Source organism: Arthrobacter sp. CJL-S3 (genome assembly GCF_056711635.1).
In genome coordinates this window covers 464480-489396 of sequence record NZ_CM160046.1, presented here as the reverse complement: position 1 = coordinate 489396, position 24917 = coordinate 464480, and the positions used below count along the sequence as shown (strand labels likewise).

The following is a 24917-nucleotide window of genomic DNA, read 5'->3' as shown; positions in this document are numbered from 1 at the left end:
CGCCCACCCCATGCGAGGAGCCTCCATGCGCGCCACGATCATCCACGCCCCCGGCGACATCCGGGTTGAAGACCGCGACTATCCCACGGTCCAGTTGCCCACCGACGCCGTCGTGAAGGTCACCGCGTCCTGCGTGTGCGGCTCGGACTTGTGGCCCTACCGGGGCGTGCGGCCCACCCGCCGGCCCACCGCGATCGGCCACGAGTTCATCGGCACCGTGGAGAGCATCGGCTCCGGGATCACCGGCCTGGCCGTCGGCGATCTCGTGATCGCTCCGTTCGTGATCAGCTGCGGGTCCTGCCCCCAGTGCCTCAACGGCGTCACCGTGGCCTGTGACCATCTGGCCGGCTGGGGCGGCAAGGACGACACGGGCTTGAGCGTCGACGGCGGCCAGGGCCAGGCGGTCCGCGTCCCGCTGGCCGACTCCACCCTGGTCAAGGTGCCCGGCATCACCGAACCGGATGACGCCCTCCGGAACAGCCTGCTCACGCTGTCCGACGTGATGGCCACCGGCCACCACGCGGCCCTCGCCGCGAAAGCCGGTCCGGGCCGGACCGTGGTGGTGGTGGGCGACGGCGCCGTCGGACTCTGCGGCGTGCTGGCCGCCAAGCGGCTCGGGGCGGAACGGATCATCGCGATGTCGCGCCACGCCGACCGCCAGGCGATCGCCCGCGAGTTCGGGGCCACCGACATCGTCGAGGAGCGCGGGGACGACGGCGTCGCCAAGGTTCGTGAACTCCTCGGCGGAGTGCTGGCCGACTCCGTGCTTGAGTGCGTCGGGACCAAGGAATCCATGGACCAGGCACTGCACAGCACCCGCCCGGGCGGGGCTCTGGGCTTTGTCGGGGTCCCCACCGGCGGCAGCGAGATCCCGCTGCGCTACCTCTTCGACACGAACATCTCCATCGGCGGCGGCATGGCCCCGGCACGCACCTACATCCCGGAACTGCTCGCGGACGTCCTCGCCGGCACGATCAACCCGGGCCGCGTCTTCGACGTCGTTATGCCGTTGGAGGAGGCCGCGGAGGCCTACCGCGCGATGGACGAACGGCGGGCCATCAAGGTCCTGCTGACCCCCTAGGGGATCACCCTCTGGCCGGCTCTTGTTCTGGCCCTTGTTCTTCCGAGTGGACCGGGTCTACCGTGAGCGCATCAGCATCCGCCGCTGTCGAGGAGCCGTCATGGCCAGGTTTGTGCAGATCATCGAATTCCAGACCTCCCGCATCGAGGAAATTGAGGCGCTGGGCCGGCCGTCGAGAACCGACGGAAGCACTCCGCCCACGTTCCGCCGGATCCTGGCCACCGCGGACCGCGACCGTCCCGGAACCTATCTCACCCTGGTCGAATTCGATTCCTACGACTCGGCGATGGAGAACTCAGCGCGGCCCGAGACCTCCGACTTCGCCGCACGGATGGCGGCCCTTTGCGATGGGCCGCCGGTGTTCCGGAACCTGGACGTGATGTGGGAGGACACCGGCAGTCCAACGGACCTTGAGTAGGGGCCCGCCATGGATACTGCACGTCCTGACCCGTCGACCAGCAGTTCCCCCGCAGGCCCCCTCGTGCTGGACCTCGGCGGGACCGGCACGGCGCCCCTCAAGCTGGTGGGCGGCAAGGCCCTGAACCTCGGCAAACTCCTGGCGGCCGGCCTGCCGGTTCCACGCGGATTCTGCCTGACGACCGCCGCCTACGAACTGGCGGAACCACCCGGTCTCGCAGCCCTCGCAGCCGAACTCGACGTGCCGCGAACGGCGGCGGAAACGGCAGCGTCCGGGGCAGCGCCCGTCACGGTCGCCGGGCGGGCCAGGGCACTGATCGAGGAAGCGCCGATCCCGCCCGCGGTGGATGCCGCCGTCCGCAGCGCCTACGCGGACCTGGGCGGAACCCTGCCGGTGGCCGTCCGGTCCTCTGCCACCGCCGAGGACCTGCCCTTCGCGAGTTTCGCCGGGCAGCAGGACTCCTACCTCGACGTCGTCGGCGCCGACGCCGTGGTCGAGGCGGTCCGGCGCTGCTGGGCGTCCCTCTGGAGCGACCGGGCCGTGGCGTACCGGTCCGCCAACGGAATTAGCAACCGCGACGTGGGACTCGCCGTCGTCGTCCAGGCCATGGTCGACGCCGCCACGGCCGGAGTGCTGTTCACCGCCAACCCCGTCACCGGGACCCGGACGGAGACGGTCATCAACGCGAGCCCAGGCTCGGGGCAGGCCGTGGTCTCGGGAGCGGTCAACCCGGACCAGTTCGTGCTGGACACGGCCTCCGGCGCGGTCAGGCTTCGAACGCCTGGAGGGACGGACCCTGGGCGCGGCCCGGCCCTGGGCGAGCCCCGGCTGCAGGAACTCACGGCGTTGGGAGACCGCGTCCAGCGCCTCCTCGGGGCGCCCCAGGATATCGAATGGGCGGTCGACACCGCCGGCAGGATCTGGCTCACCCAGTCACGTCCGATCACCGCGCTGTATCCGCTGCCGGAGCCCGCGCCCGAAGACGTCGCCGCCGGCGCCGCGGCGCCCACCCGGGTGTACCTGTGCGGCACCCTGTTCCAGGGGCTGACCCGGCCGATCACGCCGATGGGGCTGGCCGTCCTTGAGCTGATGCGCAACAGCAAGGGGCCCTGGCGGTACGTCAATCCGGGCTTGCGGATGTACGTGGACCTCACGGCGGTGGCCCGCAACAAGTCCGGCCGCGCCTACCTGCTGCGGGTGCTCCCCCTGGCGGACGGCAGATCCGGTGCCGTGATGCCGGCCCTGCTGGAGGACCCGAGGTTCAGCCTCATCGAGCATCCGTTCCGGGCACGCCTGCGCAGGGGCGGGCCTGCGCGGCGCGTCCCCCCACCACCGCGACGCACCGGCAGCACCGAGAAATCGGCCAGCCTCGGCCTCATCCTGGGGCTCATTCCTGCCATGATCCGGTCCGCGTTGCGGCCCGCCGCTGAGCTACGGAGGGCCAAGAACTACGGCAGGGGGCTCGAGGCCGAGCTCCGGCTGGCCGAACCCGCCACTTCCGCCCAGCGGCTCGAATTCACCGAGCAGATCCTGGGCCGGACGATTGACGGGCTGATCCGGGCCACCCTGCCGGGCCCGTCCGTTGGCTACATCTTCCTGGCCGTGGCCCGGCGGCTGCTGCGCGGCATCGCCCCACCCCGTGAGCTGGAAGCTGTCCTGCGCGGCCTCCCCCACAACGTCACGACCGAAATGGATCTGGAGCTCTGGAAGCTCGCCGTCTCCATCGGCGACGACCCGGTGTCGCGCGGGGAATTCCTGGCGAAAAGCCCCGAGGAGCTGTCCGCCGAATATCTCGCCGGCACGCTGCCACCCCAAGCCCAGGCCGGGGTGCGCGGTTTCCTCGCCCGCTACGGCCACCGCGCCGTGGCGGAGATAGACCTCGGCATGCCCCGCTGGTCCGAGGAGCCCGACCACATCCTCGGCATGATCTCCAACTACCTCCGCGTCGAGGATCCGGAGCAGGCTCCCGACCGGCAGTTTGCCCGGGCCGCGGAGCATGCGGAGGACCGGATCCGCAGCCTGGTGGAGCGGGCGCGGGTCCAGAGCTCCTGGCGCGCCCGGGGTGTGGAGCTCTGTCTGCGCCGCGTGCGGCAACTGGCGGGGCTGCGGGAACTGCCCAAGTTCTACATCGTGCTTGTGCTCGGCGAGATGCACCGCCAGCTGCTGCGGATCGGCGCGGACATGGCCTCCGCCGGCACGATCTCCGCCGCCGAGGACGTGTTCTTCCTCGACTTCGACGAGATCCGCGTGGGCCTGCGCGGCGCGGACCTGACCGGCATGGTCGCGGACCGCCGCCGGCTGTACGACATTGAACTGCGACGCCGGCGCATCCCGCGGCTGCTGCTCTCCGACGGCACCGACGTCGAGGCCGCCATGATGGCGAAGTCTCCGCCGTCCGGGGCCCTGAGCGGGACACCGGCCTCGGCCGGCACCGCCACCGGACGGGTCAGGGTGATCATGGACCCGGTGGGCGCCCATCTGGAACCAGGCGACATCCTGGTCGCCCCCTCGACGGACCCCGGCTGGACGCCGCTGTTCCTGACGGCCGGCGCGCTCGTCATGGAAATGGGCGGGGTCATCTCCCACGGGGCCGTGGTGGCCCGCGAGTACGGCATCCCGGCCGTCGTCGGCGTCCCGGACGCCACCACCCGGCTGCGGAACGGCCAGACCGTCACCGTCGACGGCGCGGCGGGCACCATCAGCGAGGAGCCGTGACCAGGGCAGGCTGCCCTCACAGCTGTAGCACAGGCGTGCCAGATAGAATTGGGTGATGATCACACCGGCCCACCAGCCAACGCACCACGAGTCGCCCTTGCAGCTGTCCCGGCACCGGCCGCAACCATCCGGCAGCTCCTTCGCCCTGGCCCGCAAGGCGAGAAACGTCCTGCGGCGGGTTCCGGTGTGGACCTGGCGGGTGCTGATGCACTCGGTGAAGGCCAGCGAGAACTCCCGCTTCAACGTCGACCCGATCACCGGCGTCGACTACGTCCACGACATCGACTTCGTGGGCGACGGCATCCGGGCGCACCGCCTCGACGTCATCACCCCCCACCTGCCCGCCGGCACCACGGCAGCCGGCACCACACCAGCCGGCCCGCCGGGGGCGTTGCCCGTCTACGTGTACTTCCACGGCGGCGGCTGGACCTCCGGGGATAAGGCCTCGCTGACCAAATACTGCGCCAGCCAGGCCGAGGGCGGCATGGTGGTGGTCAACGTGAACTACCGGAAGGCTCCGCGTTTCCAGATGGCCCACGTCCTGGCGGACGCCAACGCCGCGCTGGCCTGGGTTCGGGAAAACATCGCCGGCGATGGCGGGGACGGATCGCGGATTGTGCTGGGCGGCGACTCCGCCGGCGGCCAGATCGCGGCCCTCCTGACCGCCGCCAGTTTCCGGCCGGAACTGGCGCGGCACCACGGCCTCACTCCTGCAGTTCCGGCGTCCGATTTCAAGGGGCTCGTCCAGCACTGCAGCGTGGTGGACTTCTCCGTCTTCTTCGAAAAGGGCTTCGTGCTCAGCCTGAACTTCGTCCGCATGCTGCTTCCCGGCCTCCGATCCGGCGGCCGGAGCCGCGGCATCGGCGGGGGGATGCGTGGCGGCTTTGGCAGCAGGTTTGCCGGCTCCGGTCCCAGCCGGCTCGAGGCCCTCCGCAAGGGCGCAGGCTTCCTCTCCCCGATCGAATGGCTGGATTCGCGCTTTCCGCCGGTGTTCGTGACCACCTCCGAACGGGACTTCTTCTACGCCGCCAACATGAACTTCATTGCCCGGCTGCGCGAACATTCCGTCCCCGTGGACAGCCTCATCTACGACTGGGACAACTCCAACACCGAGCACACCTGGCAGCAGGACTTCCGCTACCCGGAGTCGCAGGAAGTGTACCGCCGGCTGCACGCCTTCGTGCGAAAAGTGGCCTGAGGACGGCTGCTCCGCCCCGACCGGGTCCCGTCCGCCGCCGCCCCGGGCTATGTTTAGTCCATGGTGTCTGCCGACAGCAACGCAAGGGGCGACCGGGATCCTGAGGGATTCGGATCGGCGCTGGTTGACGAGGCCGCCCGCCGGGACGCCGCCCTGGGCGACGTGGACTGGACCGTCCTGCCCGAGGGTGCGGTGCGGGGCATCTTCGAGGCCCCCAGCGGCCCGCTTGCCACCCTCGCCATGGGCACCCCAGGCAATCCGCGGGTGCTCCTGATCCCCGGGGCCACGGGGTCCAAGGAAGACTTTGTCCTGATGCTGCCCGAGCTCGCCGCTGCCGGGTATTTCGTCCTGAGCTGCGATATCGCCGGCCAGTACGAATCCGCCGCGGCGGGGCCGGAGAACCTCGTGCCTCCCCGCGCGCACTACGACTATGGGTTGTTTACCGACGACCTGCTCGCCATGCTAGACGCCGACGAGGGGGCCGCACACGTCGTCGGGTATTCCTTCGCCGCGATCATCGCCCAGGTGGCCTTTTCCCGGCGGCCGGAAAAATTCCGCAGCCTCACCCTGCTCAGCTGCCCGCCCGAACCCGGCCAGAGCTTCCGCGGCGTTCAGCGCATCGGATGGTTCAGTCGCTGGGTCAGCCCGAGGGTCGGGGCCGCGCTGATGATCTGGGGCATCCGTGTCAACGTCGTGCGTGTCCCGCCCAACCGGATTTGGTTTGTGAATCACCGGTTCCGTTTCACGCGCCGGAGTTCGGTGCGCGACATCGTCGGACTGATGCAGCACGCGCCGGATCTGAGGGCGGTGCTGGCGGCGGCGTCGCTGCCGAAGTTCGTTGCCGTCGGGGAACACGACCTCTGGCCGCTGGCGCTGCACCGCCGCTTCGCGCAGTCCATCGGCGCGCGGATCGCCGTGTACCGGGGCGGACACAGCCCCAGTGAAACGTCGCCGCATCAGATGAGTCGGGACCTGATCGCGCTCTACGGGTCGGCTTAGGAATCCAGCTTTTCGGTCTTTTGCGGCGGCGGCACGAAGGCCATGATGAGAGTAGGGACCTCCGCCGGCGCTCGATTCGATCGGAGAAGACCATGCTCAAGACCTGGCTGTGCAAGCTGAACCTCCGGCACGAGTGGCATATCGAACACGCCGACGACGGCGCTTTATATAAACGCTGCAAACGTTGCGGCAAAGACGACGACCGCGGAGGCGGCGGGGCCGGTTCCTTTGGTGTCTGGGCAGGTCCGGCCGGGGGCTAGGCTGTCACCCTAACGCGGGTGCTCGCGTTCCCATTGACGACGGCTGCGCCGCCGCCGGAACGGGCCCTCCTGCCTGAACTCGATACCGAAAGTGGTCCACGCCATCGAAAGCCTGCGCCCGACGGAGTGCCAGTTGGCCAGCGGCCGCGCGGAGACCTGCACGCGCAGGGTGGGGTCGGCGATCACCGTCACTTCGGGCGGGATCTGGTAGGAAATGTCCAGGTCATCGTGCACGGCCGGAAGGCCACGATGGACGGAGTTCCGGATCCGGTCCCAGACGTCCGAGCGCAGGGCGAAGTTCGAGCCGAACAGCGGAGGATGACCCAGCAGCCACCCGATGGCCCAGAAATACCCGGGAATGTAGACGCTCGTACCCACCCACCGGGCGAACCGGGTTTCGCCGTAGAAGTCGCCGGGGCCGGACACGGCGGACAGCGGGCCCGCCTTTTCCAGAATGGATTCAACCCGTTCGAGCCAGTCCGCGGGCGGGATCGAGTCAGTGTCCAGCCGGGCAATCAGCTCGCAGCGTGCCTCGTCGAATCCGTATGCGGTGGACGCGGCGATTCCCGGGAGTTCGACGGCGACCCGCCGGGCCCCTGCGGCGGCGCAGACCTCCGCGGTCTTGTCCGTGCTGGCGTTGTCTATAACGACGATTTCATCGGCCGGACGTGTCTGCCGGGCGAGTGCCGCAAGGCAGACGGCGAGCATGTCAGCGTCGTTCCGGGTTGGGATAACCACCGAGATTGTTGTCATATTGCCCCGACTATAGTCCGGGAACGGGACGAAATACCCCCGTTGGACCCTTGCACCTCGGCCCCCGGCCCCGTAGGTTGAGCAACAGCGGACGAATGTCTCCGCAGCCGTTGGCCTCCGGGCCGCCGGAGATCAGCAGCATTTCAGAAGGATATGGCATGGCTACAGGCACAGTTAAATGGTTCAACGCCGAAAAGGGTTTTGGCTTCATTGCCCCGGATGACGGGTCAGCCGACGTTTTCGCCCACTACTCGGCAATCGCCAGCAGCGGCTACCGCTCGCTGGACGAGAACCAGAAGGTCGAGTTCGACGTCACCCAGGGTCCGAAGGGCCCGCAGGCCGAGAACATCCGCCCGCTCTAAATACTCCGGATAGCAGCACCGGCCATCCGGCCGCCATGCTTTCCCCAAGACCACAGGCGCCCCGCCCGAGGATTCCTCGGACGGGGCGCCTGTCGTTGTGGGCGCCGTGGTGTCAGCCGACGTGGACCCACGGCCGCCTGGTCACGTCCGGCTCCGCCTCCCGCAGCACTTCGCGGGTCACTGGCGCAATTTCCCCCTCGCCGAAGGCCAGGAAGCGCAGGAGGTTGGTGATGGGGTTGCCTTCGGTCCAGCGGAAGTAGATGTGCGGCATCAGGCCTGTCACATCGCGGATGTGGAGCAGGACTGACGCGATCGTGTTCGCGACGACGGGTCCGTGGACTTCCAGGATCCGATAGCCGTGCCGGGTGATGCCGCGGACGACGAGTTCCGTTTCGAAGTCGGACGAATCGTCCACAACCACCTCAAGGAACAGTGCTCGGTAGTCCAGCGGCAGGTGGCTGACCTCTGTGGCGGACTCCAGTTTCTGCTGGTACGCCTCAGGGCTGAGCCGGAGCGGTTCATGCGCGATGATCCGTATGGGTCCGTCGAGTTCGTCGGACATGAACTCCAGCGCCGAACTGTCCAGATGGACGCGGGTGGCGTGCAGCTCAAAGGAACGCCCGACCCGCGACAGCAGCGATATCACTATGATCCCCAGGATGAAGACCGACGCGATCCGGATGCCTTCAGGACGTTCGATGATGTTCGCGACGGTGGTGTAGATGAACACCACGGTAATAACACCGAACCCGACCGTGCGTTTGCGCTGCCGCTGACGTCGGGTCGAGAGGGTCACGGCCACCGCCGCGGACGTCATCAGCACCAGCACGCCGGTGGCGTAGGCGCCGCCCTGGGCGTCGACGTCGGCGTCGAACAGCCAGGTGATCAGGAACCCGACCAGCGTGAACACCAGCACCAGCGGCCGGACGGCCCGGGCCCACCCAGGGGCCATGCCGTAGCGGGGCAGGTAACGGGGCACCAGGTTCAGCAACCCGGCCATGGCGGAGGCCCCGGCGAACCAGAGAATCGCGATGGTGCTGATGTCATAGACGCTGCCGAATCCCACACCCAGGTACTCGTGCGCCAGGAACGCCAGCGCACGGCCGTTCGCCTCACCGCCGGGCTGGAATTCCTGCTCAGGGATGAGCACCACGGTGGTGAAGCTGCTGACAATCAGGAAGCTGCTCATGATGAGCGCCGCCGTCGTCAACAGTTTCCGGGCACCCTGGATGCGGCCGGCGGGATGGTCCTCGGTATCGCCTGCGTGCCCCCGGATCTGCGGCATGACGGCGACCCCGGTCTCGAACCCCGACAGGCCGAGTGCGAGTTTCGGGAAGACGAGCAGGGCAAAGCCGACGGCCAGCAGCGGGTTTCCGTGCGAGGTGGAGATTGCCTGCCACCAGTTGTCCACCGCAAGGGGGTGCGTGAACACCTCAAAGACCGAAACGGCCAGCACTGCGACGTTCAGTCCCAGGTAGACGGCGACGATGAGGACCGCGACACCGATGGCCTCCTTGAAGCCGCGGAGGAAGACCGCGCCCAGCATCGCCAGCAGGAACAGGGTGACCGGCACGTCCTGTCCGTGCAGCCAGCCGGGGGCTACCGGATTCTGGATCAGGTGCGCCGTGGCGTCTGCCGCCGACAGCGTCATGGTGATCATGAAGTCCGTCGCGGCGAAGCCCAGCAGCACCAGGACGAACAGCTTTCCGCCCCAGCGCGGCATGAGCCGCTCGAGCATTGCAATGGAGCCCTCGCCCCGGTGGCTCTCGCCCGCCACCCGCCGGTAGACGGGCAGGGCGCCCAGCAACGTGATGGCGACGAGCACGAGGGTCGCGAGCGGCGAAATCACGCCCGCGGCGAGCGCTGCGATCGCCGGCTGGTATCCCAAGGTGGAGAAGTAGTCGACGCCGGTCAGGCACATCACCTGCCACCAGGTGTGCTTCCTCTCGTGGGCCGTGGGCACCCCGCCCGGGCCCAGGTGGGTGCCCTTGCTGTCCTGCAGCCCGAACAGCAGCCAGTTCTTCACCGTGGTCCTGGCACGGGGGCGTGCGGCTGACGGGTCTGCCGGCGGCCTGCTCAGCGTGGTCATGTTTCCTCCCTCACGGCGCGGTTTCAGATGGCGGTGCGCCGCACAGCTCTCAGATGCGAAACTAGCAGCGGCCGCCCGCGCCGCCCCTGGCGGGACGGGGATCTTGACGAATCCTTGACGCCGGGCTGCCCCGCCCAAGGCTGCGTGAAATGGAAGAATGGCCCCATGGCACGTGGAACGCTGCGCATCTTCCTGGGGTCAGCACCTGGCGTCGGGAAGACCTACGCGATGCTCCGTGAGGGGCACCGGCTGCACGACGGCGGGGAGGACGTCGTCGTCGCGTTCGCCCGGGACCGGGGGCGACGCGACACCCGCGCCCTGTTGGCAGGGCTCGAGCTGATTCCGGCCAATCGGGTCCTGTACCGCGGGGTCTTCCTCGAGGAGCTGGACCTGAACGCAGTCCTCCGACGCGGCCCGGCCACGGCGATTGTCGACGATTACGCCCACACCAACCCCCCGGGCAGCCGGAACGGCCACCGGTGGCAGGATGTTGATGAACTTCTGGAGGCGGGGATCAACGTCCTGTCCACCCTAGACATCCAGCATCTCGAATCCCTCCGCGACGTTGTCAGCGCCATTACCGACGTCCGGCCGGCGGAGACGGTGCCCGATGAAGTCGCCCGGCGCGCCGGGCAGATTCAGCTCGTTGATATCTCCCCGGAACTCCTGCGGCAGCGCGTTGCGGACCGCAAAATCGTCGCCGCAGACCGGATCGACGCTGCGCTCACGAACTTCTACCGTCCGGGCAACCTGGCAGCCCTACGTGAGCTGGCCCTGCTGTGGTTGGCGGACCGGGTGGACGAGGGACTTGCAAGGTACCGGACGGGGAACGGCATCGAAGCCAGCTGGCCGGCCCGCGAGCGCGTCGTCGTCGGGTTGCCCGGCGGCCCCGAGGGTCAAACACTGATCCGCCGCGGCGCGCGCATCCTCAACCGGGTCAACGCGGGCGACCTCCTGGCGGTGCACGTACGCGCGGCGGAAAGTGCGGCGGCAGAATCTCCCCAGGAACTCGAGACACAGCGGCGCCTGGTCCAGGATCTTGGCGGCAGCTATCATCTGGTGGCCGGGGAAGATCCGGCCGCAGCGCTGCTGGACTTCGCCCGCAGTGTCAACGCCACCCAGATCGTCGTCGGAATCTCACGCCGCGGCAGGCTGGCCGGACTACTGGCTGGCCTTCGCGGCGGCCGCACCGGCGCCAGGGTGGTCCGCGGCGCTGGTGCCATCGACGTTCACATAGTGTCCCAGCCGTCCGAGGGCGGAAGCCCGGACGTGCCCCGGCGGCGGAATCTGGGCCGCACCCGCGTCACAACAGGTTTTGTCATGGCCGTCCTGCTTCCCGCCCTGCTGCAGCTCCTGCTGGCGGTCAACCCGGACAAGAATCTGGCGACCACCGTCCTGGTCCAGCTCACCGGCTCCGTCGCGGTAGCGCTGGTCGGCGGACTGTGGCCCGCCGTCCTCGCGGCGCTCTGGAGCAGCTTGCTGGTGAACTACTTCTCCACCCCGCCGGTAGGGACCCTGACCATCAGCGATTCAGAGAACGTGCTGGCCCTCCTGGTGTTTGTCGGGGTGTCCGCAGCAGTCGCCACCGTGGTGGACCTCTCCGCACGGCGTTCCAAGGAAGCGGCACTCGCCAGGGCGGAGGCCGCCACCCTCGCGGACCTCTCGCGCGGGGCAGCCGGTTCGGAGGATACGGTTGTGGGATTGCTGGAGCAAGCCCTGGACGTCTTCCAGGTCCGGGGCGCGGCCCTTCTGAGCCGCCAGGACGACGTCGTTTTCCCGGCTGGCGCCGGAACCGTGACCCGCCCGGGTGGAAGCTGGCGGCTTATCGCCAGCGCCGGCGAAGCTCCGGACGTCGGTTCCGGCGGCGCCGGGGACAGCCCCGGAACAGCAGCTATCCGCGGCGACACCTTGGAACGGATCGATGACACCACCTGCCTGGTCCTGACCGGCCGGGTGCTGCCGGCCAGCGACCGACGCCTGCTCGGCGCCTTTGCTGTCCATCTGATGGCTCAGCTGGAACGCCAGCAACTGCTGGCCAGCCGATCCGAAGTCCTCAAGCTCGCTGAAGGCAACACCATGCGGACTTCGATCCTGCGCGCCGTCTCGCACGACCTTCGAACTCCGCTGGCCGGCATCAAGCTCGCGGTGGGAGGCCTTCGGCAGGAGGGCGTCCGCTACACCCCGGAGGAGGAGCAGGAGTTGCTGGCAACCATCGAAGACTGTTCGGACCGGCTGGAAGTGTTGGTCGGAAACCTGCTGGACATGTCCCGGCTCACATCGGACTCGATCAAGCCGCTGTTGCGGCCGGTGCGGTGGTACGAGGTCATACCCGGCGGTCTGCACGGGATCGATCCGGGCCGGGTGCGCGTCGAGCTCCCGGCCAACATGCCCGAGGTCGAGGCGGACCCGGGCATGCTTGAACGTGTCCTGGCCAATATTGTCGAAAACGCCGTCAAGTACGCCCCCGAATCCGACATTGTCCTGACCGGATCAGCAGGCTTGTTGGGCCCGGCACCCGTGAGCGGCCGCCCGGCCGGTGAACTGCGCATCATCGACCACGGAACGGGCATCCCGGCGGACCGGGTCGTGGACATGTTCCGCCCCTTCCAACGCCTCGACGATGCCACGCAGGCAACCGGGGTGGGACTCGGCTTGGCCGTGGCGAAGGGATTCACCGAAGCGATGGGCGGCAGACTCACCGCCGAAGCGACGCCGGGCGGCGGCCTGACCATGGTGATCAGCCTTCCGCTGTCAGCTGGCACCCCTTTCCACGCCGAGCCGGAGCAGGCGCCGCTGGAACCGCAATCAGCGATCATCGGCCGCCACCATGCACCGCCTATCCTCGCCTCCGGGACGGACCCGGTATGACCGCCGTGCTGGTAGTCGACGACGACACCTACCTGCTCCGGGCCCTGCGGATCACCCTGCAGGCCCACGGCTACAACGTCGCGACGGCGTCGGACGGCCGTTCGGCGCTGCACGCTGCGCAGCAACAGCCGCCCGCCCTCGTGATCCTGGACCTGGGGCTTCCCGACATGGACGGAGCGGCGGTGATCCGGAAGCTCCGCGGCTGGAGCCCCGCGCCGATTCTGGTCCTGTCCGCCCGTCATGGTTCCGAGGACAAGGTTCAAGCGCTGGACGCCGGCGCCGACGATTACCTCACCAAACCGTTCGGGCTGGACGAACTCCTGGCCCGGCTGCGCGCCCTCCTGCGCCGCAGCGCTGAGGCGGAGCCTCCGCCGCTCATCACTACCGAAGCATTCACTGTGGATCTGGGTAAACGCCGCGTTCTCCGCGACGGCCAGGACGTCCGGCTCACTCCGACCGAATGGAAAATGCTGGAGGTGCTGGTCCGGAATCCGGAGAAGCTCGTCACCCAACAGCAGCTGCTGTCCGAGGTGTGGGGTCCGGCCTACGCCAAAGAAACCAACTATCTGCGGGTCTACATGGCCCAGCTCCGGCGCAAGCTGGAACCCGAGGCCGCACCGCCGCGGCACCTGATCACCGAGGCCGGGATCGGCTACCGATTCATGCCCTGACCGGCCCCGCAGGTCCCCCGGGACCGGGCCCTCCCTACACGAACGCGGACTTGCCCGTCACGGCCCTTGCCACGATCAGTGAGTTGATCTCGTAGCTGCCCTCATACGTGTACAGGATCTCGGCATCACCAAAGAGCTTGCCCATCTCGTAGTCGCTGCTGATCCCGTTGCCGCCCATCAGGGAACGCCCCATCGCCACCGACGCCCGGGCCAGCCGGGTGGTGGTGGACTTGGCCATCGCGGACTGGACCATTTCAAGCTTGCCGTCCTCCTGGATCCTGGCCAGCTGCGCCATCAGCGACAGCGACGCGGAGGCGTTGCCCAGAATCTCGGCCAGCTGCTGCTGGATCAGCTGGAAGCGCGCCAGTTCCTTGCCGAACTGCTTCCGCTGCAGCGAATAGGACCGCGCGACGTCGAACGCGGCCAGCTGGATGCCGGCGGCCTGCCAGCCCACCCAGGCGCGCGAATCGCGCAGCAGCTCATTGGCCCTGGAGAAGTCCGTGGCCCCTGGGAGCAGGTTGGACTTCGGGATGCGGACCTCGTCGAGCACGATATCGGCGTTCTGCATGATCCGCAGCCCGATTTTGTTCGCGATCTTGGTGGCGGTGTAGCCGGGGCGGTCCGTCTCCACGATGAAGCCCTTGATCTGCTGGTCCGCGACGTCCCGGGCCCACACGACGGCGAAGTCCGCGATGGTGCCGGCGCCGATCCAGCGCTTGGCGCCGTTGATGACCCATTCCCCGCCGTCCAGCCGTGCCGTGGTGGCCAGGCCGCCCGCGATGTCCGAGCCGTGCTCCGGCTCGGTCAGGGCAAAGGCGCCGATCTGCGTCAGGGCGGTAAGTCCCGGCAGCCAGCGCGCTTTCTGTTCCTCGGAGCCGAGCTGGTCGATTATCCCGACGATCAGCTCATTGTGGATCCCCACCAGGGCCGAGAGGGACACATCGGCGCGGGCCACCTCGACGTACATCAGGCCCTTGAACAGCTTGGACGTTCCGTCCGTCTGCAGGCCGCCCAGGCCGTACTTGCCGAGCTCGGCGACCAGCCCGAAGGGGAATTCCTCACGGTTCCAGTAGTCGATCGAGGCCGCCCGGATCCGGGACTGGAGGAAGTCACGGACTTCCTGGTAGCGGAACTGTTCCTCCGTGGGAAGCAGGTCGACGATGTACATCAGGTCGGCGTCCGGGAACGGGGGTGCCGCCATGCCGGCCGGGCCCTCCGCCGCTGACGCGGCGGGCTGCCGCTGCGTGGTCTCCGCTGTGAGGGTCGCTCCGCTGGCACGTCCTTGTGGCTGCACGGGCATGTATCCCTTCGTAGTGATCCGGTCATGAACCGGGTCGGCTCTTCCAAACCCTTGGATGTCCTAGTATATTGCATAGTGATGGTGATCACTAGGCAACTCGTGATCACCTGGCAACGGCGCCGGGCTTGAAACGGCTGCGCCACCAGACTTCGAAAGGTGCACCATGACAGTCACTGAGGAATTCCGCGCAGCACGCGACCGCATGCTTGACCTCCGCACGGACTACGAGGCGGCGCGCAGGGAATTCCAGTGGCCGCGCTTTGAGCACTTCAATTTCGCCCTCGACTGGTTCGACCAGATCGCGGCGGACCCGGCCAAGGCGAACAACCCGGCCCTCGTCATCGTCGAGCAGGACGGCTCGGCCACGCGGCGCAGCTACGCGGATCTGTCCCGGCGCTCGGCCCAGGTTGCCAACTGGCTGCGCAGCCAGGGTGTGCGGCGCGGTGACCGGATGATCATCATGCTCGGCAACCAGGTGGAACTCTGGGAACTGATGCTCGCCGGCATCAAGCTCGGCATCGTCATGATCCCCACCACCACCCTGATGGGGCCCGCGGACCTCAAGGACCGGGTGGAGCGCGGCGGCGCGAACTGGGCCGCCGTCGGGAGCGCCAATATCGCCAAGTTCGCCGAGGTCCCGGGCGACTACACCCTGATCGAAATCGGCGGCGACGCCGGCATAAACACAGCCGCCCTGCAGTACACCGCATCCGCCGGCGCGGACGAGGCCTTCACCCCGGACGCCCCCACTCTGGCCGACGAGACCCTGCTGCTCTACTTCACCTCCGGCACCACCTCCAAGGCCAAGCTGGTCGAGCACACGCACACCTCGTACCCGGTGGGCCATCTGTCCACCATGTTCTGGATCGGGATGGAACCCGGCGATGTGCACCTCAACGTGGCCTCGCCCGGCTGGGCCAAGCACGCCTGGTCCAACGTCTTCACACCCTGGATCGCCGAAGCCTGCGTGTTCATCTACAACTACGAACGCTTCGACGCCAAGGCACTCATGGAGCAGATGGACCGCGAGTCCGTGACCAGCTTCTGCGCCCCGCCCACGGTCTGGCGCATGCTCATCCAGGCCGACCTGACCCTGCTGAAGAACCCGCCCACCAAGGTGGTCTCGGCCGGCGAGCCGCTCAACGCCGAGGTGATCGACCAGGTCCAGCGCGCCTGGGGACAGACCATCCGCGACGGCTTCGGCCAGACCGAATCCACCGTGCAGATCGCCAACACCCCCGGCCAGCCGATCAAGATCGGCGCCATGGGCAAGCCGCTGCCCGGCTACGACGTCGTGCTCGTGGATCCGGCGACGGGTGACGAGGGCGACGACGGCGAGCTCTGCCTGCGCCTCGACCCCCGCCCCGTCGGGCTGATGAAGGCGTACTACGGTGATCCCGAAAAGACGGCGGAGGCATTCCGCGACGGCTACTACCACACCGGTGACATGGCGAGCCGGGACGAGCGCGGCATCATCACCTATGTGGGCCGCGGCGACGACGTCTTCAAGTCCTCCGATTACCGGCTGTCCCCGTTCGAGCTCGAGAGCGTGCTGATCGAGCACCCGGCGGTGGCCGAGGCCGCCGTCGTCCCCTCCCCGGACCCGCTCAAGCTCTCGGTGCCCAAGGCGTTTGTGGTCCTGGCCGCCGGGCACGAGGCCGGACCGGAACTCGCCGAGGACATCCTGCGCTACTGCCGCGACCACCTGGCCCCGTTCAAGCGGATCCGCCGGCTGGAATTCGCCGAACTGCCCAAGACGATCTCGGGCAAAATCCGGCGTGTGGAGCTGCGGCACAGCGAAGAACTGCGCCACGGCGGCGGGACGGTCCCGGCCGGGCTCGGCACGGAGTACTCCGAAGCCGACTTCCCCGGCCTGAAAAGCCCCGCCGAAAAGCTAGGCTGAACCGTATGAGATTCAGGACGAGACGCTGGGGGTGCCGTGGCAACGCCGCTGCCGCGTGATCCGATCGCCGACGCCCGGCTGAACTGGGAACGGCACGGCTGGTCCGACGTCGCCGCACCGATGGCGGCCATCACCGCCATCATGCGGACCCAGCAGATCCTGCTGGCCCGGATCGAGGGCATCCTGAAGCCGTTCGGGCTGACGTTCGCCCGCTACGAGCTGCTCGCCCTGCTGAGCTTTGCCCGCAGCGGCGCGCTGCCCATGAACAAGGCGAGCGCGCTGCTGCAGGTCCATCCCACCTCGGTGACGAACGCCGTCGACCGGCTGCAGGGCGCGGGGCTGGTGATCCGCTCGCCGCACCCCACGGACGGGCGCACCACCCTGATTGAACTCACCCAGGAAGGGCGTACGCTGGCTAAAAGGGCGACGGCGGCACTGAACTCCGAGGTCTTCGCCCAGTCCGGCTTCGCGGAGCAGGATGTCGACCAGCTGATCCGGATCCTGGGCACGTTCCGCCGCAACGCCGGCGATTTCAGCGAATAACCCCGGCCGGAGGGCCTCAACAGAACTGACGTCCCGTCACAACGCAGTGGCGGGGTCCGCGGCACCAGGAGACGACTCATGCAGCCGAACGCCTATTCCCGCCCCGATGACCGGGAGCTGCTCCGCGCCTCCCTGCGCCTGCTCTCCGGCAGGTTCCGGCCCGCTGTGCTCTTCGCCGGACTGGCCAGCGGCGAGCTGCTGCAGCTGACGGATTTTCTGGGCACCGCCACGTCCAGCCTGCACCAGATGCAGGTGGTTCCGGGCACGGGGCTCGGCGGCCGCGTCTTCACGCAGCGGCGGCCGTTCCTGGTCGAGGACTATATTGCCTCCGAGGGAATCACCCATGAATACGATCTCGCCGTCCGGCGGGAGCGCCTGACGTCCATGGCGGCCGTCCCCGTGGTGGTCCGCGGCCAGTCGCGCGCGGTGCTGTACATCGCCAGCAGGGACAGCGCCCCGCTGGGCGAGAACGCCCTGTGCGAGGCGATGGAGGCGGCCGCCGAGATCGCCGCCGAACTGCGGATCCGGGACGAGGTGGACCGCCGGGTGTCGATCATCGATACTGCCAGGGCCGCGCCCGCCCTGGTCCAGGACCGCAGTTGGCTGGAGCACGTCCGGGAAGCCCACGCCGAGCTGCGGTCCCTCGCCGGCACGGTGTCCGATCCGCACCTGGCGCGGCAGCTGGACATCATCGGCAGCCATCTGGCGCCGCCGTCCGCTGTCGGCATCCATCCGACGGCCCGGCTGGCCCGCCGTGAGCTCGATGTGCTGGCGCAGGTGGCACTGGGTTGTTCGTACCAGGAAACCGCTGAGCGCCTCGGCCTGAAAGCGGTGACGGTCAAGAGCTACCTGCAGAACGCGATGTCCAAGTTGTCCGCGCACAACCGGCTTGAGGCCGTGTCCGCGGCTCGCCGGCTGGGACTCATCCCGTAGGCGGGGCCGCCGGTGCCTGCTCCCGCAGAGGGGGCTGCCGGTGTTTGCCGGCAGCCCCGCTCCCCACTGCGGATCCCCCAAATCCAGAATCCGCTGTCTTAGTTGCCTCGGCTCAGACCCCTAGGGACCGGCGACGGGCTCGATAAATGCTGCGTCGTCCACATGCTTCGAGGAGGTGTGCGGACCGCCGTCTTCCAGCGCCTGCTTTTCGCGGTTGGGCAGAGCCAGGGTGCAGAGCACGCTGAACACGCCGATCCCGGCGAGCAGGATCCCGATGGACCACGCACCGGACGTAACGGCGAGTTGCGCCGCCACGAGCGGGACAATGCCTCCGCCGACGACGCCGGCCAGGTTGTAGCCCATGCCGGCGCCGGTGTAGCGGTAACGGGTCTCAAAGAGCTCCGGCAGCAGTGCCCCGGCAGGGCCGTAGGCGATGGCGAAAATCACCAGGGTGACGGTGAGGCCCAGACCAAAGGCGAAGACGGTGTTCGCGCTGAGGATCGGGAACAGCATGAGCGACCACGGCACGGCGAGGATGCAGGAGGTGGCGATGACCTTTTTGCGGCCGAAGCGGTCCGAGAGGACGCCGGAGGCCAGGGTGGCGGCGGCGACAAACAGGGAGGAGATCATGCCGGTGCTCAGCACTTCCACCCGGCTCAGTCCCATTCCTGTGGGGCTCGTGGCAAAGCTGGTGAGGTAGGCGGTGCCAACGTAGAAGAAGGCGAACAGGAGCGTCAGGGAGCCGCCGGCGAGGAGGATTTCGCGCGGCTGGCGCTTGACGGATTCGAGGATGGGCAGCTTGGTGCTGGTATGGGTTACCTTGGCGGCGTTCTTGAAGACCGGGGTCTCCTCGATGCTCAGCCGGACCCACAGGCCCACGAGAACCAGTACTGCGCTGAGGATGAACGGTACCCGCCAGCCGATGGTGATGAAGGCCTCGGACTTGTCCCCCAGCGTCAGGTTGGTGAGGAGGAACGTGCCGCTGGCCAGGGCGAAGGCAACCGACGGGCCGAGTTGCGGGAAGGAGCCGAACAGCCCGCGCTTTCCCACGGGGGCATATTCGGCCACCAGAAGTGTGGCGCCGGCCCATTCACCGCCAACGGCGAGGCCCTGCACGAAGCGGAGTACCACCAGCAGGATGGGGGCGGCAACACCGATGGTGCTGGCGTCCGGAATCAGGCCGATCATCACGGTGGCGATACCCATCATGAGCAGCGTGGTGATGAGGGTTTTCTTCCGGCCGATCCGGTCTCCGAAGTGGCCGAAGATGATGGCGCCGACGGGACGGGCGAAGAAGGCGACGGCGAATGTGCCGAAGGAGGCAATCGTGCCGGCGGCGGCGCCCAGGGCCGGGAAGAACACGACCGGGAACACCAGGGCGGCGGCGGTGCCGTAGATGAAGAAGTCGTAGAACTCGATGGTGGTTCCGGCGGCGCTGGCGAAGGCAACCTTGCGCAGCGTCTTCTTGCTGGGCGGCGCTTGCAGCCCGGCCGGCGAAGTCGGTGAAACTGAAGTCATGGCAATCTCCTTTGATGTCCGCCTCGATGCGCGGCTTTGTGACTTAGCTCACCGTAACGAAAAGCATGGACATCCAACTACCTCCCAAAAGAGGTAGTTCCGAAAAGCGCGGGACCTCCCGGGCGGTCCCCTAGACTTCGGGAAGAAACCAATTCTGAACCCTGAGGAGCGTCATGATCCCGGAGATCAACATCTGGGCGGTACTGCTGGCCACCCTGTCCAGCATGGTGGTGGGGTCCGTCTGGTACACGCCGAAGGTGTTCGGCAACTACTGGATGCGCGTCGCCAAGGTCACCCCGAGCGGGGACGCCAAGGACGCCGTCAAACCGATCCTGATCACCCTCGTGGTCAGCTTCGTCAGCGCGCTGGTGCTGGCCGGGGCCGCCGCCATCTCGCAGCACTTCTACGGCGGGGATTTCCTGGTCAACACCCTGGTCACGGCCCTGATCCTGTGGGCGGGGTTCACGGCCGCGCGCTTCATCACCCACGATGCCTTCGAGGGCCGCCCGGCCGGACTGACGGTCCTGAACTGCGCGCACGAACTCGTGACCCTCATGGTGATGGCCCTCATTATCGGACTGTTCGGCATCAGCGCGGCCTGACGACGCACCTCCGGCCTGGCGACGCGCAAGAGCCCCGACGCTACCGGAATACGGCAGCGTCAGGGCTCTTGCGCATCATGGAACGGTTCCCGCGTCGCAGAACGGTTCCCGCGTCGCAGATCGGTTCCCGCGTCGCAGGAGGGTCCGCGGGTCCCTTGCTAGCGGTGCGTGAAGTCCGGCTGGCGCTTCTCTGCGAAGGCCGCCATGCCTTCCTTCTGGTCCTCGGTGGCGAACAGCGAGTGGAACACCCGCCGTTCAAACAGCACCCCCTGGGCCAGCCCGGTTTCGAATGCGGTGTTGACGGCCTCCTTGGCCACCATCGCCACCGGCTTGGACTTGGAGGCAATCACCGCGGCGGCCTTCAGGGCCTCGTCCACGACGTCCGCGGCCGGCACCACACGGGACACGAGGCCGGCCCGTTCGGCTTCCTCGGCGTCCATGAAGCGTCCGGTCAGGATCATGTCCATCGCTTTGGATTTGCCCACCGCCCGGGTGAGGCGCTGCGAGCCGCCCATGCCGGGGAGCACGCCCAGGTTGATTTCCGGCTGGCCGAACTTGGCGTTGTCCCCGGCAATGATGAAGTCGCACATCATCGCGAGTTCACAGCCGCCGCCCAGGGCGAAGCCGGACACGGCCGCGACCACCGGGATGCGCAGCCGGGTGAAGTCCTCCCAGCCGCGGAACCAGTCCGCCGCATACATGTCCATGTAGCCCTTGGACTGCATTTCCTTGATGTCCGCCCCCGCCGCGAAGGCCTTGGCGGAACCGGTCAGCACGACCGCCCCCACCTCGGGGTCTGCGTCCATGGCCGACACGGCGGCCACGAGTTCGTCCATGGTGGCCTTGTTGAGGGCATTTAGCGCCTCGGGCCGGTTGAGCGTCACGAGCCCCACGCGGCCACGGCGCTCCACCAGAATGTTTGTGTACTGCTCTCTCATGCCTGTCCCCTCAGCTGTTCAAAAAGTTTGGTGTTCGGCTGGTCGGTGTTCAGACCCGGCTAGTGTGCGGATTTGTCCCGGATGTCGGTGATGATGCCGGAGAAGTCCCGGCCCGCCCCGCCTTCCGCGGCAAAGCTATCGTAGATTTCGGAAGCGAGCGGACCCAGCCGCGCGGCGACGCCGGTGCTTTGGAGCGCGTTGAGTGCCAGCTTGAGGTCCTTCGCCATCAGGGCTCCGGCAAAACCGGGCTGGTAGTCGCGGTTGGCGGGGCTCGTGGGCACCGGCCCCGGCACGGGGCAGTTGGTGGTGAGCGCCCAGCACTGGCCCGAGGCCGCCGAGGCGACGTCGAACAGCGCCTGGTGGGTCAGGCCCAGCTTCTCGCCGAGCACAAAGGCCTCACTGACCGCGATCATCGAGACGCCGAGGATCATGTTGTTGCAGATCTTCGCGGCCTGTCCGGCACCATGTTCCCCGCAGTGAACCACCCGCTTGCCCATCACCTCGAGCATCGGCCTGACCGCCTCGAAGTCCTCCGGAAGCGCCCCGACCATAAACGTCAGGGTGCCCGCCTCGGCGCCCACGACACCGCCGGAAACCGGCGCGTCCACGGCGCGGTGCCCGGCCGCCACGGCGAGCTCGGCAGCCTCCCGGGCCTCATCCACGTTGATCGTGGAGCAGTCCAGGAACAGGGTGCCGGGGGCTGCGGTGGCGAGCAGACCGGGCTGGCCGGCCTGGCTCTGCTGTCCCGGCTGTCCCGGGGTGCCGCGGTAGGCATCCAGCAGGTGTTTGCCGCTGGGCAGCATGGTGAGGACGACGGCGGCACCGGCCACGGCCTCGGCCGCCGTGTCCGCGGTGGCGATGCCGTGCGCCCGGGCAGTCTCCAGCGCGGCCGGCACCACGTCGAAGCCGGTCACGGTGTAGCCGGCCTTGACCAGGTTGATGGCCATCGGCCCGCCCATGTGGCCCAGGCCAAGGAAAGCGACCGGGCCGGCCTGCACCCCGGGCCGTCCGGGTTCAGGCGCCGATGGTTCAGGCGTCGATGCTTCAGACATTGTCGCGCTCCTTCGATAGCATCAGTTCACGGTCGCCCAGCGGCGCAAAATAGGATTCGACGTCGCCGCGGCTGACCTCCGCCAGGGTGGCGGGCTGCCAGTGCGGGTTACGGTCCTTGTCCACAACCTGGGCGCGGATGCCTTCGCGGAAGTCGGGCCCGGCGAGGAACCGCAGCCCCACCCGGTACTCCTGTGCCAGGGCTTCCTCGAGGCCCAGTCCCCTGACCCGGCGGAGGGATTCCAGCGCCACTTTCACGGCGGTCGGCGACTTGGCCTCGATGGTGTCGGCGGCGTCGGCGGCTTCCCCGCCCACGGCCCGCAGCCGGCGCACGATCTCCCCGGCGTCGTCGCTTGAATAGCAGGCGTCAATCCATTCCTGCTGCGCTGCGAGCACGGAGGGCGGGGCCTCCTCGGCGAAGCGCGCGACGGCGTCGTCCGCCGCCTCGCTCTCCAGCGCCCCGGCAAGTTCCGCGAGCTTCGCGGACGGAACGAAGTGGTCCGCGAGCCCCAGGAACAGGGCGTCGGCGCCGCTCAGGTGCGCGCCGGTGAGGGCCGCATGGGTGCCGGACTCCCCCGGTGAGCGGGAGAGCAGCAGGGTGCCGCCGACGTCGGGCACGAACCCGATGGTGGTCTCGGGCATGCCCATCCGGGTGCGTTCGGTGACGATCCGGACCGAGCCGTGGGCGGAGATCCCCACTCCGCCGCCGAGGACCAGGCCGTCCATGAACGCCACATACGGCTTCGGGTAGCCCGAGATGAGCGCGTTCATCCGGTATTCCTCGGCCCAGAAGTCTGCCGTGGCGTCGCCGCCGTCGAGCATGTCCCGGTAGATGGCCACGATGTCGCCGCCGGCGCACAGGCCCCGGTCACCGGCACCGTGGACCAACACCGCCGCCACGGCGTCGTCGTCCGCCCAGAGGGTGAGCTGCTCGAGCATGGCCGAGGCCATGCCCGCGGTGAGCGCGTTGACGGCCTGGGGCCGGTTCAGCGTGACCACGCCCAGCCGGCCGCGCCGTTCGAACAGCACCTCCGCCGACGCGGCGTCGGAGGCATGCTTCCCCGCCATCAGCTGCCTTCCGGCATCACGAAGCTGGCACCGGTGCGGATGCCGGAGGGCCAGCGGGTGGTGACCGTTTTGGTCTTGGTGTAGAAGCGGAAGGCGTCCGCGCCGTGCTGGTTCAGGTCGCCGAAGCCGGAGGCCTTCCAGCCGCCGAAGGTGTAGTAGGCGATCGGCACCGGGATGGGGACGTTGATGCCCACCATGCCCACCTGGACCCGGCTGGCGAAGTCGCGGGCGGAGTCGCCGTCGCGGGTGAAGATGGCCACGCCGTTGCCGAATTCGTGCTCGCTGCACAGGCGCAGGGCCTCGTCGTAGTCCTCCGCGCGGAGCACACTCAGCACCGGGCCGAAGATCTCTTCCTTGTAGATCGTCATGTCCTTGGTGACGTTGTCGAAGAGGGTGGGGCCGACCCAGAAGCCACCTTCGTAGCCCTCGACCTTGAGGCCGCGGCCGTCGGTGAGCAGGGTGGCGCCCTCGTCGACGCCGGCCTGGATGTAGCCTTCGATCCGTTCCTTGGCGGAGGCCGCCACGACCGGGCCGAAGTCCGAGTCCTTGGCGAGGCTGTGGCCGACCTTGAGGTCCGCGATCCGCTCCTCCAGCTTGGCGACGAGCGCGTCGGCTGTGGCCTTGCCGACCGGCACGGCCACCGAGATCGCCATGCAGCGTTCGCCGGCGGAGCCGAAGCCGGCGCCCATCAGGGCGTCCGCGGCCATGTCCAGGTCCGCATCCGGCATGATCACCATGTGGTTCTTGGCCCCGCCGAAGCACTGGGCGCGCTTGCCGTTGGCGGCGGCGGTGGCGTAGATGTACTGCGCGATCGGCGTGGAGCCGACGAAGCCGATGGCCTGGACCCGGGGATCCTCCAGCAGCGCGTCGACCGCTTCCTTGTCGCCGTTGACGACGTTGAAGACACCGGCGGGCAGGCCGGCCTCGGTGAAGAGCTCCGCGAGGCGCAGCGGCACGGAGGGGTCCCGCTCGGACGGCTTGAGAATAAAGGAGTTGCCCGCGGCGAGCGCCGGGCCGGACTTCCAGAGCGGAATCATGGCCGGGAAGTTGAACGGCGTGATCCCGGCGACGACGCCGAGCGGCTGGCGCAGCGAGTGGACGTCGATGCCGGTTCCGGCGTTGTCCGAGAATTCGCCTTTGAGCAGGTGCGGGGCGCCTGCGGCGAATTCCACAACCTCGATGCCGCGCTGGATGTCGCCCTTCGCGTCGAGGAAGGTCTTGCCGTGCTCCGAGGACAGCAGGGTGGCGAGTTCGTCGACGTTCTGGTTGACCAGATCGACAAACTTGAGCAGGATCCGCCCGCGGCGCTGCGGGTTCATGGCCGCCCATTCGAGCTGGCCCTTTTCCGCGTTGGAAACCACGTTGCGGACTTCCTCGGTACTGGCCAGCGGGACCCTGGCCTGGACCTCGCCGGTGCACGGATCGTAGACATCGCTAAAGCGCCCCGAGGTGCCCTCAACGTGCTGTCCGTCAATGTAATGGGATAGTTCGCGAACCATGATGGAATGCTCCTTTGCACCGTGTGATTGCCGAAGTGACGGCCGGGCCGTGTGACCCACGCCATCTTCTGCTCCCGAATATACTCGGACTTCCTACTAAATTCCAGGGGGGCGTGGCCGGACCACCGCTTCGTCCGGCAGCCAAGTTC

Annotated in this window: 21 protein-coding genes; 13 read left to right on the top strand and 8 right to left on the bottom strand. The window is 68.2% G+C overall.

Annotation, left to right across the window (positions count from 1 at the left end):
* Positions 1–25: 25 nt before the first annotated feature.
* The 6 genes from AC06G6_RS02310 to AC06G6_RS02285 all read left to right on the top strand — a co-directional run bounded on the left by AC06G6_RS02310 (position 26) and on the right by AC06G6_RS02285 (position 6671).
* Positions 26–1081: a zinc-dependent alcohol dehydrogenase family protein gene (locus tag AC06G6_RS02310; protein ID WP_479825971.1), complete on the top strand. Its 1056-nt coding sequence runs from the start codon at positions 26–28 to the stop codon at positions 1079–1081.
* A 100-nt stretch (positions 1082–1181) separates the two neighbouring features.
* A complete protein-coding gene (locus AC06G6_RS02305) occupies positions 1182–1499 on the top strand; it encodes a hypothetical protein (protein WP_479825968.1) in 318 nt (105 codons plus the stop codon).
* A gap of 9 nt (positions 1500–1508) precedes the next feature.
* Positions 1509–4214, top strand: coding sequence for a PEP/pyruvate-binding domain-containing protein (locus AC06G6_RS02300; RefSeq protein ID WP_479825966.1), 2706 nt, complete (start codon positions 1509–1511; stop codon positions 4212–4214).
* Between the two features lie 55 nt (positions 4215–4269).
* Entirely contained in the window at positions 4270–5412 is a 1143-nt protein-coding gene (locus AC06G6_RS02295) for an alpha/beta hydrolase (RefSeq protein WP_479825963.1), read from the top strand.
* A 60-nt stretch (positions 5413–5472) separates the two neighbouring features.
* Positions 5473–6411: an alpha/beta fold hydrolase gene (locus tag AC06G6_RS02290; RefSeq protein WP_479825961.1), complete on the top strand. Its 939-nt coding sequence runs from the start codon at positions 5473–5475 to the stop codon at positions 6409–6411.
* Positions 6412–6503: 92 nt separating this feature from the next.
* The gene (locus AC06G6_RS02285; protein ID WP_479825959.1) at positions 6504–6671 is read left to right on the top strand and encodes a hypothetical protein; all 168 of its coding nucleotides are present in this window, start codon (positions 6504–6506) and stop codon (positions 6669–6671) included.
* A gap of 9 nt (positions 6672–6680) precedes the next feature.
* On the opposite strand, the gene AC06G6_RS02280 is transcribed toward AC06G6_RS02285, so the two are convergent.
* Complete coding sequence (locus AC06G6_RS02280; RefSeq protein WP_479825957.1) at positions 6681–7424, bottom strand: glycosyltransferase family 2 protein; 744 nt, start codon at positions 7422–7424, stop codon at positions 6681–6683.
* A gap of 158 nt (positions 7425–7582) precedes the next feature.
* On the opposite strand from AC06G6_RS02280, the gene AC06G6_RS02275 reads away from it, so the two are divergent.
* Positions 7583–7786, top strand: coding sequence for a cold-shock protein (locus AC06G6_RS02275; RefSeq protein WP_013599688.1), 204 nt, complete (start codon positions 7583–7585; stop codon positions 7784–7786).
* 112 nt (positions 7787–7898) lie between these two features.
* On the opposite strand, the gene AC06G6_RS02270 is transcribed toward AC06G6_RS02275, so the two are convergent.
* Positions 7899–9875, bottom strand: a complete 1977-nt coding sequence (locus AC06G6_RS02270) for an APC family permease (RefSeq protein WP_479825955.1) — start codon at positions 9873–9875, stop codon at positions 7899–7901.
* 165 nt (positions 9876–10040) lie between these two features.
* Between AC06G6_RS02270 and AC06G6_RS02265 the strand changes: the two genes are divergently transcribed.
* Both AC06G6_RS02265 and AC06G6_RS02260 read left to right on the top strand, forming a co-directional pair.
* Complete coding sequence (locus AC06G6_RS02265; RefSeq protein WP_479825953.1) at positions 10041–12743, top strand: DUF4118 domain-containing protein; 2703 nt, start codon at positions 10041–10043, stop codon at positions 12741–12743.
* The gene (locus tag AC06G6_RS02260) at positions 12740–13414 is read left to right on the top strand and encodes a response regulator (RefSeq protein WP_479825951.1); all 675 of its coding nucleotides are present in this window, start codon (positions 12740–12742) and stop codon (positions 13412–13414) included. The genes AC06G6_RS02265 and AC06G6_RS02260 overlap by 4 nt, the downstream gene beginning before the upstream one ends.
* A 34-nt stretch (positions 13415–13448) precedes the next feature.
* Here the strand turns inward: AC06G6_RS02260 and AC06G6_RS02255 are convergent, their stop codons facing one another.
* Positions 13449–14615, bottom strand: coding sequence for an acyl-CoA dehydrogenase family protein (locus AC06G6_RS02255; protein WP_479828827.1), 1167 nt, complete (start codon positions 14613–14615; stop codon positions 13449–13451).
* Positions 14616–14877: 262 nt separating this feature from the next.
* Between AC06G6_RS02255 and AC06G6_RS02250 the strand changes: the two genes are divergently transcribed.
* The 3 genes from AC06G6_RS02250 to AC06G6_RS02240 all read left to right on the top strand — a co-directional run bounded on the left by AC06G6_RS02250 (position 14878) and on the right by AC06G6_RS02240 (position 18093).
* Entirely contained in the window at positions 14878–16617 is a 1740-nt protein-coding gene (locus tag AC06G6_RS02250; protein ID WP_479825949.1) for an AMP-binding protein, read from the top strand.
* 36 nt (positions 16618–16653) lie between these two features.
* Positions 16654–17160 carry a MarR family winged helix-turn-helix transcriptional regulator gene (locus AC06G6_RS02245; protein WP_354349404.1) on the top strand — a complete coding sequence of 169 codons (507 nt, stop codon included), beginning with the start codon at positions 16654–16656 and terminating at the stop codon, positions 17158–17160.
* 78 nt (positions 17161–17238) lie between these two features.
* The gene (locus AC06G6_RS02240; RefSeq protein ID WP_479825947.1) at positions 17239–18093 is read left to right on the top strand and encodes a helix-turn-helix transcriptional regulator; all 855 of its coding nucleotides are present in this window, start codon (positions 17239–17241) and stop codon (positions 18091–18093) included.
* 120 nt (positions 18094–18213) lie between these two features.
* Here AC06G6_RS02240 and AC06G6_RS02235 read toward each other — a convergent pair whose 3' ends face one another.
* Positions 18214–19611, bottom strand: coding sequence for an MFS transporter (locus AC06G6_RS02235; protein ID WP_479825945.1), 1398 nt, complete (start codon positions 19609–19611; stop codon positions 18214–18216).
* 173 nt (positions 19612–19784) lie between these two features.
* Here AC06G6_RS02235 and AC06G6_RS02230 point away from each other — a divergent pair, with 173 nt between their 5' ends.
* A complete protein-coding gene (locus AC06G6_RS02230; protein ID WP_479825943.1) occupies positions 19785–20213 on the top strand; it encodes a DUF1761 domain-containing protein in 429 nt (142 codons plus the stop codon).
* 158 nt (positions 20214–20371) lie between these two features.
* Here the strand turns inward: AC06G6_RS02230 and AC06G6_RS02225 are convergent, their stop codons facing one another.
* The 4 genes from AC06G6_RS02225 to AC06G6_RS02210 all read right to left on the bottom strand — a co-directional run bounded on the left by AC06G6_RS02225 (position 20372) and on the right by AC06G6_RS02210 (position 24768).
* Positions 20372–21151: an enoyl-CoA hydratase gene (locus tag AC06G6_RS02225; RefSeq protein WP_479825941.1), complete on the bottom strand. Its 780-nt coding sequence runs from the start codon at positions 21149–21151 to the stop codon at positions 20372–20374.
* A 59-nt stretch (positions 21152–21210) separates the two neighbouring features.
* Entirely contained in the window at positions 21211–22110 is a 900-nt protein-coding gene (mmsB, locus tag AC06G6_RS02220) for a 3-hydroxyisobutyrate dehydrogenase (RefSeq protein WP_479828826.1), read from the bottom strand.
* Positions 22111–22195: 85 nt separating this feature from the next.
* Positions 22196–23269, bottom strand: coding sequence for an enoyl-CoA hydratase/isomerase family protein (locus AC06G6_RS02215; RefSeq protein WP_479825939.1), 1074 nt, complete (start codon positions 23267–23269; stop codon positions 22196–22198).
* A complete protein-coding gene (locus tag AC06G6_RS02210; protein WP_479825937.1) occupies positions 23269–24768 on the bottom strand; it encodes a CoA-acylating methylmalonate-semialdehyde dehydrogenase in 1500 nt (499 codons plus the stop codon). Before AC06G6_RS02210 ends, AC06G6_RS02215 begins: the two co-directional genes overlap by 1 nt.
* Between the last annotated feature and the right edge of the window lie 149 nt (positions 24769–24917).